Origin of the sequence: Pseudomonas viridiflava (assembly GCF_900602065.1) — a bacterium.
Lineage (GTDB): Bacteria > Pseudomonadota > Gammaproteobacteria > Pseudomonadales > Pseudomonadaceae > Aquipseudomonas.
Map to the genome: position 1 here is coordinate 79,398 of NZ_UWFN01000116.1, position 14,890 is coordinate 94,287.

The window sequence follows — 14,890 nt, forward strand, 5'->3', positions numbered from 1 at the left end:
CGAGGATAAACCTGTGACTGCTGCTTATCTGACCAAGCGTTTGCTGTTGGTCGTGTACACCCTGCTGATCGTTTCACTGCTGGTCTTTGCCATTACCCAGTTGCTGCCCGCCGATGCCGCGGTGACGCTGCTGGGCCAGAGTGCCACGCCTGAAGCCCTCGCCGCCCTGCGGACAAAACTCGGGCTTGATCAACCTGCCTGGCTGCAATTCAGTCATTGGCTGATGGCTGTGTTGCAGGGGGATCTGGGCGTGTCGATGCGCAATGGCCAGCCGGTGCTCGGTTCGCTGCTTGATGCGCTCGGCCGCTCGCTGCTGTTGGCGGCCTGCTCGCTGCTGTTGATGCTGGCAGTGGCGATTCCATTGGGGATCATTGCCGCGGTGAGGCGTGGCCGTCCGGTCGATCTGATCATCGGCGTGCTCTCCTATATAGGCGTGTCATTGCCGGAGTTCGTCACCGCAACGCTGCTGATCCTGCTCTTTGCCGATGTCTGGCAATGGCTGCCAGCGACCGGTTATGTGCCCCTTGGCGACAACTTCGTCGAAGGCATCCGCCACCTGATTCTGCCGACGCTGACGGTGTCGATGATCATGGTCGCCCACGTCTCGCGCATGGTGCGCTCGGAAATGGTCGATGTACTCGAAACCGACTATATCCGCGCTGCCCGCCTTAAAGGCCTGACACGGCGGCGGGTATTGCTGCGTCACGCGCTGCGCAACGGCTTGCTGCCAACCATCACCATCGTCGCTCTGGACGTGGGTTACCTGCTGGGCGGCATCGTCGTGGTCGAGGAGATTTTCAACATCCCGGGGATCGGCCGCGAACTGCTGGTGGCTGTCGCTGCCCGCGACTTGCCGGCGATTCAGGGCGGGGTACTGATCCTTGCTGCTACTTATTGCGTGGTCAACTTTGTGGCTGACCTGACCTATGCCTATCTCGACCGGCGAATTCAATATGCGTAATGTTTTTTACCGGCTGTTGGCGACGCCTCAGGGCGTGCTGGGCAGTCTTATCCTGCTGCTCGCCGTGGTGCTGGTGGTTGCCGGGCCAGCCCTGGCGCCATTCGACCCGGAAGCCATTTCGATTCTTGCCCGCTACAAAGCGCCGAGCCTGGAGCATTGGCTGGGCACCGACCAGATGGGCCGTGACATCCTCAGCCGTGTGCTGATCGGCGCGCGAGCGACCATTTCGTTATCGGTCTTCGCGACCGCCATGGCGATGCTCATCGGCGCATTGCTCGGCACCGTCAGCGGTTATCTCGGCGGACGCATCGACGAAGCGCTGATGCGCACGCTGGATGCGGTGATGTCGATCCCTACCCTGCTGTTTGCGTTGTTGATTGTCAGCACCCTGGGCAGAAGCGATTTCAACGCGGTACTGGCAATCACCATTGCCTTCGTACCCGGCATGGCAAGGATTGCCCGCAGCGTCGCCCTCGCCGCTCGCCGTCAGGACTATGTGAATGCCGCCATTGCCCGGGGCGAATCCACCGCCTACATCGTCGTGCGGGAGATGCTGCCCAATATCGTGGCGCCGATCATTGTTGAGGCGACCATTCGCGTAGCCTTCGCCATCATGCTGTTCGCGACGCTCAGTTTTCTGGGCCTTGGCGCGCAGCCACCGCAACCCGAATGGGGCTTGATGGTGGCTGAAGCGCGACGCTATTTCTTTCAAGCACCGTGGATGATGCTGATGCCCGGTCTGGCCATCGCCATTATTGCGATCGGTTTCAACTTGCTGGGTGATGGCTTGCGCGATGCCCTTAATCCGAAGGGGCACCGCTCATGAGTACAGTCTTGCAAGTGGCTGACTACAGCCTCGACTATCAATTGCCTGCGGGCGCTCTGCACGTGTTGCAGAACATCGATTTCAGCGTTGCTGCGGGCGAAGTTGTCGGTCTGGTCGGTGAGTCCGGCTCGGGCAAAACCACGTTGGGCTGGGCAATCATGCGTTACCTGGCAGGCAACGCCCGGGAGATTGGCGGAAGCATCAGCCTGCAGGGCGAGAACCTGCTGCAAATGCCCCAGCGCCAGGTGGAAACACTGCATGGCGGGCGGCTGGGGATGATCTTTCAAGACCCCAGTGCCTCTCTGAATCCGACCCTCAGCCTTGGCGAGCAGGTCGTGGAAGTGCTGACCCGCCACCGAAACCTCGGTTACCGCGAAGCCTGGGCCTTGGGCGAGCAATTGCTGGCCGACGTCGACCTTAAAGACCCGGCCGCCATGATGAAGCGCTTTCCCCATGAAGCCTCGGGCGGTGAAAAACAGCGCGTGCTGATTGCTACCGCCTTCGCCTGTCGCCCGCAATGTCTGATTTTTGATGAGCCGACCACGGCGCTCGACGTGATCAGCTCGGCGCAGATCCTGCAGTTGTTCCGCCGTCTGCGCGAAGAAACCGGGGTTGCTTCTTTATATATCTCCCATGATCTGGCGCTGGTATCACGCGTCGCGGACCGGGTTTGTGTGCTCAACCAGGGGCGCATTGTCGAGCAGGCACGCGGCGGGCTTATTTTCAGCGCGCCGGGCGATCCTTACACGCAACGTTTGGTCGCGGCCGTTCCAGCCGCCGACAAACGTCTGCTGGATGAACAACAAGCCACGGGGGCAGCGCTGCTGCAAGTCAGCGACCTCAACGTCCGTTATGGTCGCCCCGGCATGCTCGACAGTCTGTTGCGCCGCAAATCCGTGACCTCCATGGGCGCGCGCGACATGAACCTGAGCATGGCGCGCGGTGAGATCCTCGGCATCATTGGCGAATCAGGCTCGGGCAAATCAACCCTGGCCAAGGCCCTGACCGGTCTGACCCCGTTTACGGGTGCGGTTTATTTCGACGGCACGCCGATCGCCGGCCCCGCACAAATGGATCGCGACTATCGGCGCAAGGTGCAGATCATCTTTCAGCACCCCGATGCGTCCCTCAACCCAAGGCAAACGATCGGTCAGATTCTCTCCCGACCACTGCGCCTGTATGGCTTGAACGAGGGCGAAACCGAAACGGCCGCCATCGCCCGTCTGCTCCGCGAAGTGCGTTTGCCTGAAGACTTTGCCAGCCGCTATCCCCACGAGTTGTCGGGTGGACAAAAGCAGCGTGTGGCCATTGCACGCGCCTTCGCCGCCCGCCCGGAACTGGTCATCTGCGATGAAATCACCGCTGCACTGGACGTTTCGGTGCAAGCAACGGTTATCGAACTGCTGCTGGAGCTGCGACGCCAGCACGGCACTGCGTACCTGTTCATTACCCATGACCTGAACCTGATTCGGCAGATCGCCCACCGGATCGCCGTGATGTACCGCGGCGATTTGCTGGAAATTCTGCCCGCCGTCGACATGGCCGCACAGGCAACTCACCCCTATACCCGCGCCCTGCTCGATGCAGTGCCACAGCCTTTGAATGAATTGGAGCCCCTGCATGACGCCTGAAGCGCTACTCGAACGCATTGACGAGGCGTACTGCCTGGATTTTCTGGCGCGCATGGTGCAGCACAAAAGCTACAGCGCCACCCCCGAAGAAAGGCAATTGGCTGAGTACATGGCGGCACAGATGCAGGCACTGGGTCTGGATTCGCAGTTGATGCCGGTTCCGGGCGAGCGCCTGAACGCTATCGGCACGCTCAAGGGTCAGGGCGGCGGTCACAGCCTGTTGTTCAACGGCCACCTGGACACCAACCCGGTGACCGAGGGCTGGACCGTGGATCCTTGGGCCGGAAAGATTGATGACGAGTTCATTTATGGCATCGGCGTCTCCAATATGAAATCGGGCGACGCTGCCTACTTCTGTGCGCTGAAAACCTTGATCGACGCCGGTATCAAGCTCAAGGGAGATGTCATTCTCACTTATGTGGTTGGCGAACTGCAGGGTGGTATCGGCACCATCGCGGCTATCGAACAAGGCGTGAAAGCGGACTATTTCATCAACTCTGAACCCACTGACTTGCAGGCCGTCACCCTGCATGTGGGCTCGTTGATGTTCGTCATTGAACTGACGGGCGATACCCGTCACCTGTCCAAACGTGAAGAATCCGTAGACGTGATTACCGCTGCGGTGCAATTGATCCCGCAGATCAACGGCATCACCTTCAGCGGTGCCCGCTCGCCGGAACATGAAAAGGTCAACCGCGGGCACATCGGCGTGGTGCGCGGCGCGCTGGGCCGCGACCTTGAAGAATGGCGTCCGCCGCAAGTCGCGGACTTTCTGCGCTTGCGCGGTTCGGCTCGCTACACCCCTGGCCAGACAGTGGAGTCGGTGCTGGCAGACATACAGCGCCTGCTCGATCAGCTATGCGAACAATTCCCGGGGCTGCAGGCAACCTTGATCAACGACAGCGATAACCAGCCGTTGATGCCGCCCTTCGAAGTGTCCCACGACTCGCTGATCGTCAAGGCGGTCAACGCGGCTTATCTGCAGGTACGTGGCGAGCCTCAGCCAACCGGGATCATCACCCCGCCCGCCTATTTCGGCACCGACGCTGCGCACTTTTACCAGCGCCTGGGCATGCAAGGCGTGGTCTGCGGCCCCGGCGGCAAGTTCAACACCATGCCGGATGAACGCGTGCATAAAGTCGACTATCTGGACATGGTGCGCGTCTACATCCTGGCCATCCTCAGTGTGTGTGAGGTTGCCGAATAATATTTAACGCATAACAGGCATTCATAAGTAAAAGGCAAGGACGCCCACAATAAAAACAGCGTTTTTCAACTTCGCATCTGCTGATTATTTTCGATAAGGGTTTAAACCATGCGGTCAGCTTTCATGCTTGGCAGTGCAACGCTGTGCGCGGCTATCTCCGGCGCGGCGTTGGGGGATGATGTTCTCGGCAATCCGTTTTTCAAAGACAGCACCACACAAATCGTGGCGCGAAACTTCTACTTCAATCGCGACTTCCGTAATGCGGCGTCCAATGCACAGAGCTATCGCGAGGAGTGGGCGCAAGGTTTCATCGGCACCTTCACCTCGGGCTTCACCCCCGGGACCGTAGGCTTCGGGGTCGATGCGATTGGCCTTTACGGCATGAAGCTCGACAGCAGCTCGGACCGAATCGGCAGCGGCTTGCTGCCGAGCAGTGGCAACCATGTGGCGGGCGTCGACCACGCGGCAGACGACTACTCGCGTGCCGCCGGGGCAGTGAAGGTGAAGATTTCAAAGACCGTGTTGAAGTACGGTCAGCAGACGCTGAACTTGCCGGTCTACTCCACCGGTGACAGCCGTTTGCTGCCTGAAACAACCGAAGGTTTCTACTTGAGCAGCAAGGAAATCGACAACCTGCGAGTTGATGTTGCACACCTGACCTCGTTGAGTACCTACAGCCAGAGTGCTCACAACGCCAGTGGCATGACCAAGGCCGATGTAGTGGGTGCTACTTACAACTTCACGCCGAATCTGACCGGTGCTATTTACGCGTCGGATGTTGAAGACTTGTGGAAGAAGAAGTATCTGGGCCTCAGCTGGGTTAAACCGATCGACTCCAGACAAGCCTTCACTGCTGATTTTCGCTTCTACAACCAGAAGAGTACCGGTGCAGAAAATGGCGGGGATATCGACAGCAATTCGTTCAGTATCAAGGGCGCTTACGCATATGGCCCACATAAGGTAACGCTGGCTTATCAAGCGATCACTGGCAAAAACGGCTATGTGTTTTACACCGATGGCGGCAACACCGACTACATGGCCAACTATGTGCAATATGCCGAGTTCACCCGCGAAGACGAGCGCTCGTGGCAAGCTCGCTACGACTTCAACTTCGCGGCCTTGGGTGTGCCGGGGCTAGAAGTTTTTGCCCGCTACATCAGCGGTGACAACATCAGCCTGGCTAATGGCTCGCGTAATCAGAACGAGTGGGAGCGCGATCTGGAAGCGTCATACGTGATTCAAAGCGGTCCGCTTAAAGACCTTTCGTTCCGGGTGCGCCAGGCAACCTATCGCAACTCGTTCAGTGGTGACGTCGATGACGTAAGGTTTATCACCCAGTATCCGATCAATCTCTGAGGCAGCGGCTACCTGAAAGGTCTTGCAGCATGATCTTTTGAACTGAAATGTTGCGTTCTGTAGGAGCAGAGCTTGCTCGCGATTCAGGCACCGCGGAGTGCAGGTGAACCAAGTTGTTTTTTATCGCGGGCAAGCACAGCTCACAGACTGACAATAGTCTCAAGCACGACGGCGGCCCCGTTGGACCGACCGGGGTGGCGCTCCACTTCATTCGGGAAAACTGATTGCCAAACGCTTGATATGGATTGTCTGGACCGGCCCCTTCGCGAATAAATTCGCTCCCACAGGGAGTTTGAGTTTGCAGGCTAATATAAAAGCTCTGCCGAAGCGCTCCGAGATCACGATCTGCGAATGATCTTGATCGAGTGTGTCAGTGTCGGTTTACGCGTCACGCTAATGGCTCTGCGGGTCACGGTATCGATGGTGATGTTCCAGTAGCCACTGCTTGGCACAGTGATTTTGGCTGGAAAGGTATCGAAAGCACCGCCGTGATAAGTGTGGCGGCCACCGTTCTTGAAGCTGCGAAAGTTCGCATCGCTCATGAGGCGGATGTTGCAAGTCTGTGAAGCCTGAATGACCACAATGTCGTCTTCATTGAGGTGTTCACGCTGGTGTATGAATTTCATTTACGGCTCCGGCCATATCTTTAAGGCCTTTGTATCGTTGAAAGCTTTTCAGGCTTTTTGGGCAAGGATCGTTGTCAGCAGTCCGGGAAAGCGACTGTCGATGTCGTCGCTGCGCAATGAGTTCATGTGCGTCGTGCCCGCGCTTTGCGTCATGACCAGGCCTGCATCTCGCAATACCCGAAAATGATGGGACATACTCGACTTGGGGCGGCCACCGTCCAGCTCGCCGCAAGTTGCCTGAGGCACGCTGCCCAGATGCCGGACTATCTCCAGACGAACCGGGTCGCTCAACGCATGAAAGATACGTTCAAGTTCGAAGTCGCTGGCTGGGGGATGTTTGAATGGTCGCATGGGGCGAATCATACACGGGGCTTTACCGAACAGCCATTGTTCGAATAGTATCGAACAAACGAAACGCCATCTTCGAGGTACGCTCAATGTCTGCCCTGTTCCAACCCTATACCCTGAAAGACATCACGCTGCGCAACCGTATCGCGGTTCCGCCTATGTGCCAATACAGCGCTACTGACGGCCTGATCAACGAATGGCACCAGGTCCATCTGGCCGCAATAGCCCGTGGTGGCGCCGGTCTGGTGATCGTCGAAGCCACAGCTGTGTCGCCTGAGGGGCGGATCACACCAGGCTGCACCGGGATCTGGAACGATGAGCTGGCGCAAGCGTTTGTGCCTGTGGTCAAGGCCATCAAGGCGGCTGGTTCTGTACCTGGCATTCAGATCGCTCACGCGGGTCGCAAGGCCAGCGCCAATCGTCCGTGGGAAGGCGACGATCATATCGCTGCCGATGATGCGCGTGGCTGGCAGACGATTGCCCCCTCCGCCATCGCCTTTGGCGCCAACCTGCCTAAACAGCCGACGGCCATGACCCTGGATGACATCGCTCGCGTCCGCGAAGACTTTGTTGCCGCAGCCCGTCGGGCACGGGATGCCGGTTTCGAATGGCTGGAACTGCACTTCGCGCATGGTTATCTGGCTCAGTCGTTCTTCTCCGAGCACTCCAATCATCGCGAAGATGCCTACGGCGGCAGCTTTGAAAACCGCAGCCGGTTCCTGCTGGAAACCCTGGCGGCCGTGCGCGAGGTCTGGCCAGAGCATTTGCCGCTGACCGCCCGTTTTGGCGTACTAGAGTTCGACGGCCGCGACGAGCAGACGCTGGTGGAATCCATTGAGCTGACCCGTCAGTTCAAGGCCGCAGGCCTGGACATGCTCAGCGTCAGCATCGGCTTTACCATCGCTGAAACCCAAATCCCATGGGGCCCGGCCTTCATGGGGCCAATTGCCGAGCGAGTACGTCGCGAAGCAGGCATCCCGGTTTCCTCAGCCTGGGGTTTCGGTACTCCAGCTATCGCCGAGCAGGTGGTCAAAGACGGTCAGCTTGATCTGGTCATGGTCGGCCGAGCTCATTTGGCCAACCCGCACTGGGCGTATTACGCAGCCAAAGAACTGGGTGTCGATCGGGCGTCCTGGACCCTGCCTGCGCCTTACGCTCACTGGCTTGAGCGTTACTAAGCACTTGCGTCAACCGCAACAGGCATAAAGCAGAAAGGCGACCCACGTGGTCGCCTTTCTGTTTTCCGTCACTCGTTCGCCAAGCGCTGTTTATCTGGAGTCGTTATCCCAGATCCAGCCCCACATGCCTGGCAAGTGAACGGCGACGGCACTGGTCGGCACCGTTCGTGATGTCGCTGCGCGTAGCAACTCGGCGCGGTCGTCGTAGAAAGGCTTGGGGGCGACCTTGAGCCCGGTTGCCTGAGCGCTGTCCAATAGAATCTGCAGGTACTCGCGGGTGTGCCGTGCCGTATAGCGATTGAGGTCATGAAACGTCACCACAACCGGGATGGCGCCATCTACCGCGTGAAACTCACCGTTGGCAATTCGCTCGCGCACCTCGGACATCTCTCTGAGCATGTGCGCGCGTCGACGCGGGCTGGCATTGAAACCCCAGATCTTGCCGTCATTGGCGCTGATGTCCGTCAACAAAACCTGCATGCCATGACGCTGATAGGCGGCGAATGTACGGCTGTCGTAGTTCCAGAACGGCGGGCGCAACAACGTCGGCGGGCTGCCCATGCTTGTCGCTATGATCGAACTGCCTTGCTGCAGGGAGAGCTCCAGCTCTTCAGGGCTCAATGAACGATGATTGGTATGGGCAGGCGTTGCCGAGTGAAAACCGAGGATATGCCCTGCCTGGCTTTCGCGGCGCATGATCCTGCGGCCACGGTCGCTGTTGCCCGCCCGCGAAACGCCGGTCTGAACGAAAAAGATCGCTTTGATATCGTTTTGCACAGAATTCTGCGCAAGGCTATGCAGCACTTCCAGGGTCGGGTTGGCGAGGCTGGACGCACTAGGGCCGTCGTCGAAAGTCACAACGAAGCGGATGGGCGCTTGCTGGCTCAAACGTTCCGAGGTGTGTTCACTCAGGGGGATGGGCGCTGCAATACAACCCGCAAGCGCTGCCGAAATGGTCAGCCCGGATAAAACGCTACAGATACTTCTCATTACTTGGGTTTTCCGGGTTACAGCCGCAGGGTATGGCGCAGGGTCTCTTGAGGCACCCTTGCGTAGACGCTATTGGACGTTTAACGAGAGAGGCAGCAAGTTCGCCCTATCCCGGTGATTCAAACCCGGATGTGCTGGTTGCTCGCAAAAGCGCGAGTGTATACGCAGGTCATTTAGCTGTGTAGTGCTCGACGCCTTTGCAGTGAGTTATCGCAAGGGCCGCCATCGCGGCCTCGCGTTGCTCGTGCGCTCCTGCACAAACCGATGTTTGACACGAGACAGTGCGGTGTAGGGACACGGTGCACGCCTATAGGGAGTTCATTTAGCGTAAATAATTTTGCCCGATTCTGACCGTGTTCACAGGTCCGCGCGCTTGGGCTTTATTTACTGACTCTGGAACATTCCAATCGTGATAACTTCCCTGCCAGGCTGGCTTTAAGGCATCAATTGTCCTTTTCAAGCATCGCTGAACCTGCCGGTTATCTGCAACTCGTCGTTTTTTATAAAAAAATGAATTTTTTCGGGTTTGTTTTGTTCAGATATCGGGGAGCAACAAAATGGATCCACGTTGCTGTGCTTCCCGATTTTTAATGTATGAGGCTGAGGAAAGGAAAAATGACTCAATCACCGCAGTATGAAGAGTCCTCACAAGACCAGGATCTGATCTTGATCGTCGAAGACGAACCGATGATCCGGGACTTTGTGCAAGAGATTCTGGAGTTTGAGGGCGGCTTCAGGACTGAGTCTGTGGAAAATGCCGATCAAGCGGTTGAGTACCTCGAAAAGCATGCCGGTGATGTTTCGCTACTGCTGACCGACGTGCGTATGCCTGGCAGCATGGATGGCATCGCGCTGGCTAACCTGGTTGCCACCAAATGGGGTATTCCCATTGTGGTTATGTCTGGCCATGGAACACCGGGTAGTGATCAGCTTCCTGCCGATATCCTGTTTATCGCCAAGCCCTGGACTATCTCCCAGTTGCTTGATGGCGTTAACAACACCCTCAGTGCCAGCAAAACACCGTTAAGCGTATCCGCGACCGAGACGCGTTAAGCGTCACTACGACTCCTGAATTGCCTTTTTGATTTCAACTCATCAAGGCTTCTGCGCTACACAGCGATGACAACAGACCGTGCGGTCGGCGTCAGTCGGCAGCAGGGGTCGGTATCCACAGTCGGCTGGTCGGTCATTCAAGCGCTGGATTCCAGAGCTATCTATCCCGGGACTATCTTTCGGGGCTATCTTTCGGGGCTATCTAAAGTCCCGGCTGCGGACATCCAGGCCGGTCAGCAAAGGCGTCAGATCATAGAGCCGTTGTGCAATCAGATGGCGTACGCCACTTTGTGATTCCAGACGGCCAAATACCTGTAGCAGCTGCGAACTCACCAACACTTTGCGTTGCCGCTCGGCAAGGTCACGCCAGACCACCACGTTAACCATTCCAAACTCGTCCTCAAGTGTCACAAAGGTCACGCCGCTGGCCGTTCCTGGACGTTGGCGACCGACCACTAACCCCGCGACGCTCAGAGTCCGGCCATGTTCAAGGTCGAGCAGGTCTTTTGAGCTGCGAAAACGTTTTGCAGCCAGTTGACGGCGCAGCATGGCGAGTGGATGCGGGCCCAGCGTGGTGCCGGTCATGGCGTAATCGGCCATCAAGTCTTGCGCAACAGTGGGCAACGGCAGAGAAACCTGTGTTTCTTCACTGCGCTGCTCGGGACCAAACAAGGGCCGTTGCACTTCAACCCCAGCCACTTCCCAGCGCGCCCGATGACGATGCCCGATCAAACCGCGCAGCGCACCTGAATCAGCCAGTTGCTCCAGCACCCTGCCATCAAGCCCGGCACGCTGACTCAAATCGGTGGCATCGCGCAATGCGCCCCGCTCCCTGGCCATTTCGATACGCCGGCCATCGCCCTCCCGAAAGCCCTTGATCATGCGTAACCCCATGCGCAAGGCCAGCGAGCGATTGCGATCGGTGTGTTCGACAGGCTCAAGCGAACAGTCCCAGTCGCTATAGCGCACATCTACCGGGCGTATTTCGATGTGGTGGCGACGGGCGTCCTGCAGGATTTGATCCGGGCTGTAGAAGCCCATTGGCCAACTGTTGATCAACGCACAGGCAAAGGCTGCGGGTTCATGGCACTTCAGCCAGCAACTGGCATACGTCAGCAAGGCAAAACTGGCGGCATGTGACTCCGGAAATCCGTAGCTGCCAAAGCCCTTGATCTGCTCGAAGATGCGTTGAATGAACGCTGGCTCGTAACCATTGGCTTTCATGCGCTCGGCAAGGCGAACGCGATGCGGCTCCAACCCGCCATGACGCTTCCAGGCCGCCATGGAACGACGCAGTTCATCCGCCTCACCGGGCGTGTAATCAGCGGCAATGATCGCCACTTCCATGACCTGCTCCTGAAACAACGGCACGCCCAGGGTTCGCTTGAATACTTTCTCCAGTCTGGGCGGATAGGTCACTGCCTCCTCTTTATTGCGCCGGCGCAGATAAGGATGAACCATGTCGCCCTGAATAGGCCCCGGCCGGACAATGGCCACCTCGATCACCAGATCGTAAAACTTCTTGGGTTTCATGCGCGGCAGCATGGCCATTTGCGCCCGGGACTCAATCTGGAACACACCCACGGTGTCGGCACGGCCGATCATCTCGTAGGTGAGCGGGTCATCTTCCGGCAGCTTGGCGAGCGTCCATTCATCACCCCGGTAGCGACGCACCAGATCAAAGGTTCTACGCAACGCGCTGAGCATGCCCAGGGCGAGAATATCGACCTTGAGCAAACCGACGGCATCCAGATCGTCCTTGTCCCACTGAATGATGGTCCTGTCAGCCATGGCAGCGTTTTCCACGGGCACCAGGGTGTTGAGCGGGTGCTCGGAAATCACAAAGCCGCCGGGGTGTTGTGACAAATGCCGGGGGAAACCAATCAACTCGCGGGTCAGGGTCAGCACACGATGGAGTATGGGCGTTTGCGGGTCGAATCCACTTTCACGCAGACGCTCCACCGTGGGTAATTCATCACTCCAACTGCTGAAGCAATCCGCCAGGGCGTTGATCTGGTCGGGCGGCAGGCCCAGCACTCTGGCGATATCACGTACAGCCCCCGTGCCGTGATAAGTGCTGGCCACCGCCGTCAGCGCCGCCCTGCCCCGGCCATAGCGCTGAAACACGTACTGCAAGACTTCCTCGCGGCGCTCGTGTTCGAAGTCCACGTCGATATCGGGCGGCTCGTTCCGCTCTTTGGAGATGAAACGTTCGAACAGCAGATTACTTCTTTCCGGGTTCAGCTCAGTAATGCCAAGCGCAAAGCAGACCACCGAGTTAGCCGCAGAGCCACGGCCCTGACAAAGGATGTCCCGCCCGCGAGCGAACTGGACAATGTCGTGAACCGTCAGAAAATAACTGTCGAATTTCATTTCACTGATCAGGCCCAGCTCTTTTTCTATCTGCGCCCTTGTCTCTTGCGTAGGCCCACATGGCCAACGCTTGCGCGCCCCCTCCTCGGTTTTCTCCCGCAACCATGAAGTGGACGTGTGCCCGGATGGCACCAGTTCATGGGGGTACTCGTACCGTAACTGGCTCAGATCGAAGCAGCAGCGCCGGGCAATAAGTACAGTTTCAGCCAGCAGCGTTTCAGGGTAGAGCGCAGCCAAAGCACTGGGTGAGCGCAAATGGCGTTCGCCATTGGGGAACAAGTGATGGCCTGCTTCGGCTACCGTAGTGTGATGGCGGATAGCAGTCATGGTGTCCTGCAAAGCCCGCCGACCTCGGGCATGCATGTGGACATCACCGCTAGCCACGGCTGGAATGTTCAGGGTTTGCGCAAGACCCCGTAGTTTCTCCAGACGATGCTGGTCATCAGGTCCGCGATGCAACTCGACGGCCAGCCACAACACATCAGCAAACTGGCTGGCCAACCAGCGCCCGTGCTCAAGCAGGTCACTGTCCGGGAGCTCGATGTCGGGCACCCACAAGGCCAGCAGTCCTGGCATGGGATGGCTGAAGTCTTCGCGAAACAGTTGATACTGACCTTTTTTAGCTCTGCGCCGGGCGACGGTTATCAACTGGCAGAGCGCTTGATAGCCCTGCAGATTCTCCACCAGCAAAACCACCTTGGGCCCATCGTCGATCTGCATTTCGCTGCCCACGATCAGTGGCAGGCCGGTTTCTTTCGAGGCCTGCCAGGCGCGAACGATCCCTGCCAGCGTGCATTCGTCGGTGATCGCCAGCGCGGCATAGTCGTGGGCTTTAGCCCGTTCAAAGAGTTCAAGGGCGCTGGATGCTCCCCGCTGAAAACTGAAGTTCGTCAGGCAGTGCAGTTCGGCATATTGATCTTTCATGCAAACCAGCCATGCAATAACAGATCACCCTGCTCGCCAACAGGTCGATACGCCCAGCCACGCTGACCGGTCCGGGTCTCGACCAGATAATAGTCACGACGCACATCGCCACCGTCCCACCAGCCGGATTCAATACGCTCGGGCCCGGCAAGAATCCGCGTCCCGACACCCTGCAAAGGCTGTGGCTCAGGCAATAACCAGCCAGGCCTGGGGACTGTCGGTGCACGAGGCCTGGCCTTGATTACAGGATTGCGCTGCCAGGCGCATTCAGGACGATGATCGGCGTGCATCTGCACTGCATTGACCGAATCGTCGCCCAGACGCGCGCGCAAGCGTTCGCGCAGTTGCTCCCAAGGCAATGCCTGTTGTGGACGCTCGTCAAACAACTCTCGAAATACCGGAACAAAAGCGGGCAAGTCGCGCGCCAGCAAACGCACAGCGCGTACCGGTGATGTCACCTGTATCTGTTCAAGCCTGCCTCTGGCCAGTTCAAACAGCATGCCCGCTTCGCGTTCGGCACTGAGCAAGCCAATGGGCACGAGGCTGTCGGGTCCTTCGTTATGTTCCAGATACAGGCCAAAGCGCTGCACGCCGCTGTCGCGTCCAGCCAGGAATGCAGCCAGATCGGCGATCAGTCGCTTGAGGGGGAACAGCAACGCCTGATGTGACTCGACATCGAAGTTCAACTCGATACGCACATCGAAGTAGTCCGGTGGTGCGTAACACTCCAGCGCAACCGGACGCTCGCCCAGCAGGTTATCCAGATGCTGCAACACCTGCGCGGGAAAGCGTCGCGCCAGAGTGTCGCGTGGCAAGCTCAGGACCTGACGCAGGTTGCGCAAGCCCATACGGGAAAGTGCCAGGGCAACCTCACGACTCAGCCCCACCCTGTCCACCGGCATGTGCTCCAGTCTCTGGCGCAACTCGTGGGGACAGGTGACGGCAAGTCCATCATGGGCGTTTGCCAGCATACGCGCAGCCACAGGGTTGGGCGCAACGACAATGCGATGGTTGAAGCCTAACGCACTCAACTCCTGACGCAGGCGCGCTTCGAATACAGGCCATGGCCCGAACAGGCCGAGGCTGGACTCGACTTCCATGAGCAAAACCCGTGGGTACCTGAGGCTGACTTGCGAGCTGAAGCGATACGCCCAGGCAGCCAGCAATCGGTGCAGGCGCTCGGTCTCGGCAGGGTCATATTCGACCGTGGCAAAGTCCCTGACCAACACCTGCGCGCTGGTCAGAGATTGGCCAGCCCGTAACCCCAGAGCTCGGGCCGCCGGGTTAACGGCTTGCAAGATACGTCGTTGCGCGGTGCCGCTCAGCAACGCGAGCGGCTCATCAGGTTCGGCACGACGGCGCATGACGCCGTCCAGTGCCATTTGTGGCAACAGGACACAGGCCCACAGCATAGGAA

12 protein-coding genes are annotated in these 14,890 nt (G+C 58.4%); 7 read left to right on the top strand and 5 right to left on the bottom strand.

Annotation, left to right across the window (positions count from 1 at the left end; genetic code table 11):
- Window positions 1-13 precede the first annotated feature (13 nt).
- The 5 genes from EE949_RS05580 to EE949_RS05600 all read left to right on the top strand — a co-directional run bounded on the left by EE949_RS05580 (window position 14) and on the right by EE949_RS05600 (window position 5,981).
- Window positions 14-961 (top strand): ABC transporter permease, encoded by a 948-nt coding sequence (locus EE949_RS05580; protein ID WP_122663359.1) that lies wholly within the window; start codon window positions 14-16, stop codon window positions 959-961.
- Window positions 954-1,787 (top strand): ABC transporter permease, encoded by an 834-nt coding sequence (locus EE949_RS05585; RefSeq protein WP_122663360.1) that lies wholly within the window; start codon window positions 954-956, stop codon window positions 1,785-1,787. Before EE949_RS05580 ends, EE949_RS05585 begins: the two co-directional genes overlap by 8 nt.
- Window positions 1,784-3,418, top strand: a complete 1,635-nt coding sequence (gene nikE, locus EE949_RS05590) for a nickel ABC transporter ATP-binding protein NikE (protein ID WP_122663361.1) — start codon at window positions 1,784-1,786, stop codon at window positions 3,416-3,418. Before EE949_RS05585 ends, nikE begins: the two co-directional genes overlap by 4 nt.
- On the top strand, window positions 3,408-4,625 hold the full coding sequence (locus tag EE949_RS05595) for a M20 family metallopeptidase (protein WP_122663362.1): 1,218 nt from the start codon (window positions 3,408-3,410) through the stop codon (window positions 4,623-4,625). The genes nikE and EE949_RS05595 overlap by 11 nt, the downstream gene beginning before the upstream one ends.
- A 108-nt stretch (window positions 4,626-4,733) precedes the next feature.
- Entirely contained in the window at window positions 4,734-5,981 is a 1,248-nt protein-coding gene (locus tag EE949_RS05600; protein ID WP_240350345.1) for an OprD family porin, read from the top strand.
- A 338-nt stretch (window positions 5,982-6,319) separates the two neighbouring features.
- Here EE949_RS05600 and EE949_RS05605 read toward each other — a convergent pair whose 3' ends face one another.
- Window positions 6,320-6,607 (bottom strand): DUF1883 domain-containing protein, encoded by a 288-nt coding sequence (locus tag EE949_RS05605; protein WP_122663364.1) that lies wholly within the window; start codon window positions 6,605-6,607, stop codon window positions 6,320-6,322.
- 48 nt (window positions 6,608-6,655) lie between these two features.
- A complete protein-coding gene (locus tag EE949_RS05610; RefSeq protein ID WP_122663365.1) occupies window positions 6,656-6,958 on the bottom strand; it encodes an ArsR/SmtB family transcription factor in 303 nt (100 codons plus the stop codon).
- Window positions 6,959-7,044: 86 nt separating this feature from the next.
- Between EE949_RS05610 and EE949_RS05615 the strand changes: the two genes are divergently transcribed.
- Window positions 7,045-8,133 carry an NADH:flavin oxidoreductase/NADH oxidase gene (locus tag EE949_RS05615; RefSeq protein WP_122663366.1) on the top strand — a complete coding sequence of 363 codons (1,089 nt, stop codon included), beginning with the start codon at window positions 7,045-7,047 and terminating at the stop codon, window positions 8,131-8,133.
- Window positions 8,134-8,223: 90 nt separating this feature from the next.
- Here the strand turns inward: EE949_RS05615 and EE949_RS05620 are convergent, their stop codons facing one another.
- Window positions 8,224-9,123: a polysaccharide deacetylase family protein gene (locus EE949_RS05620; RefSeq protein ID WP_122663367.1), complete on the bottom strand. Its 900-nt coding sequence runs from the start codon at window positions 9,121-9,123 to the stop codon at window positions 8,224-8,226.
- Between the two features lie 615 nt (window positions 9,124-9,738).
- On the opposite strand from EE949_RS05620, the gene EE949_RS05625 reads away from it, so the two are divergent.
- Window positions 9,739-10,176, top strand: coding sequence for a response regulator (locus tag EE949_RS05625; protein ID WP_122663368.1), 438 nt, complete (start codon window positions 9,739-9,741; stop codon window positions 10,174-10,176).
- A gap of 198 nt (window positions 10,177-10,374) precedes the next feature.
- On the opposite strand, the gene EE949_RS05630 is transcribed toward EE949_RS05625, so the two are convergent.
- Together EE949_RS05630 and EE949_RS05635 are read right to left on the bottom strand one after the other, a co-directional pair.
- A complete protein-coding gene (locus tag EE949_RS05630; protein WP_122663369.1) occupies window positions 10,375-13,473 on the bottom strand; it encodes an error-prone DNA polymerase in 3,099 nt (1,032 codons plus the stop codon).
- Window positions 13,470-14,885, bottom strand: coding sequence for a Y-family DNA polymerase (locus EE949_RS05635; protein ID WP_122663370.1), 1,416 nt, complete (start codon window positions 14,883-14,885; stop codon window positions 13,470-13,472). The genes EE949_RS05630 and EE949_RS05635 overlap by 4 nt, the downstream gene beginning before the upstream one ends.
- Window positions 14,886-14,890: the final 5 nt, after the last annotated feature.

Excerpts from the sequence above, each read along its gene's own strand:
- EE949_RS05585 (WP_122663360.1), top strand. The coding sequence starts at position 954 with ATGCGTAATGTTTTTTACCGGCTGTTGGCGACGCCTCAGGGCGTGCTG.
- nikE (WP_122663361.1), top strand. The coding sequence starts at position 1,784 with ATGAGTACAGTCTTGCAAGTGGCTGACTACAGCCTCGACTATCAATTG.
- EE949_RS05595 (WP_122663362.1), top strand. The coding sequence starts at position 3,408 with ATGACGCCTGAAGCGCTACTCGAACGCATTGACGAGGCGTACTGCCTG.
- EE949_RS05600 (WP_240350345.1), top strand. The coding sequence starts at position 4,734 with ATGCGGTCAGCTTTCATGCTTGGCAGTGCAACGCTGTGCGCGGCTATC.
- EE949_RS05605 (WP_122663364.1), bottom strand. The coding sequence starts at position 6,607 with ATGAAATTCATACACCAGCGTGAACACCTCAATGAAGACGACATTGTG.
- EE949_RS05610 (WP_122663365.1), bottom strand. The coding sequence starts at position 6,958 with ATGCGACCATTCAAACATCCCCCAGCCAGCGACTTCGAACTTGAACGT.
- EE949_RS05615 (WP_122663366.1), top strand. The coding sequence starts at position 7,045 with ATGTCTGCCCTGTTCCAACCCTATACCCTGAAAGACATCACGCTGCGC.
- EE949_RS05620 (WP_122663367.1), bottom strand. The coding sequence starts at position 9,123 with ATGAGAAGTATCTGTAGCGTTTTATCCGGGCTGACCATTTCGGCAGCG.
- EE949_RS05625 (WP_122663368.1), top strand. The coding sequence starts at position 9,739 with ATGACTCAATCACCGCAGTATGAAGAGTCCTCACAAGACCAGGATCTG.
- EE949_RS05630 (WP_122663369.1), bottom strand. The coding sequence starts at position 13,473 with ATGAAAGATCAATATGCCGAACTGCACTGCCTGACGAACTTCAGTTTT.
- EE949_RS05635 (WP_122663370.1), bottom strand. The coding sequence starts at position 14,885 with ATGCTGTGGGCCTGTGTCCTGTTGCCACAAATGGCACTGGACGGCGTC.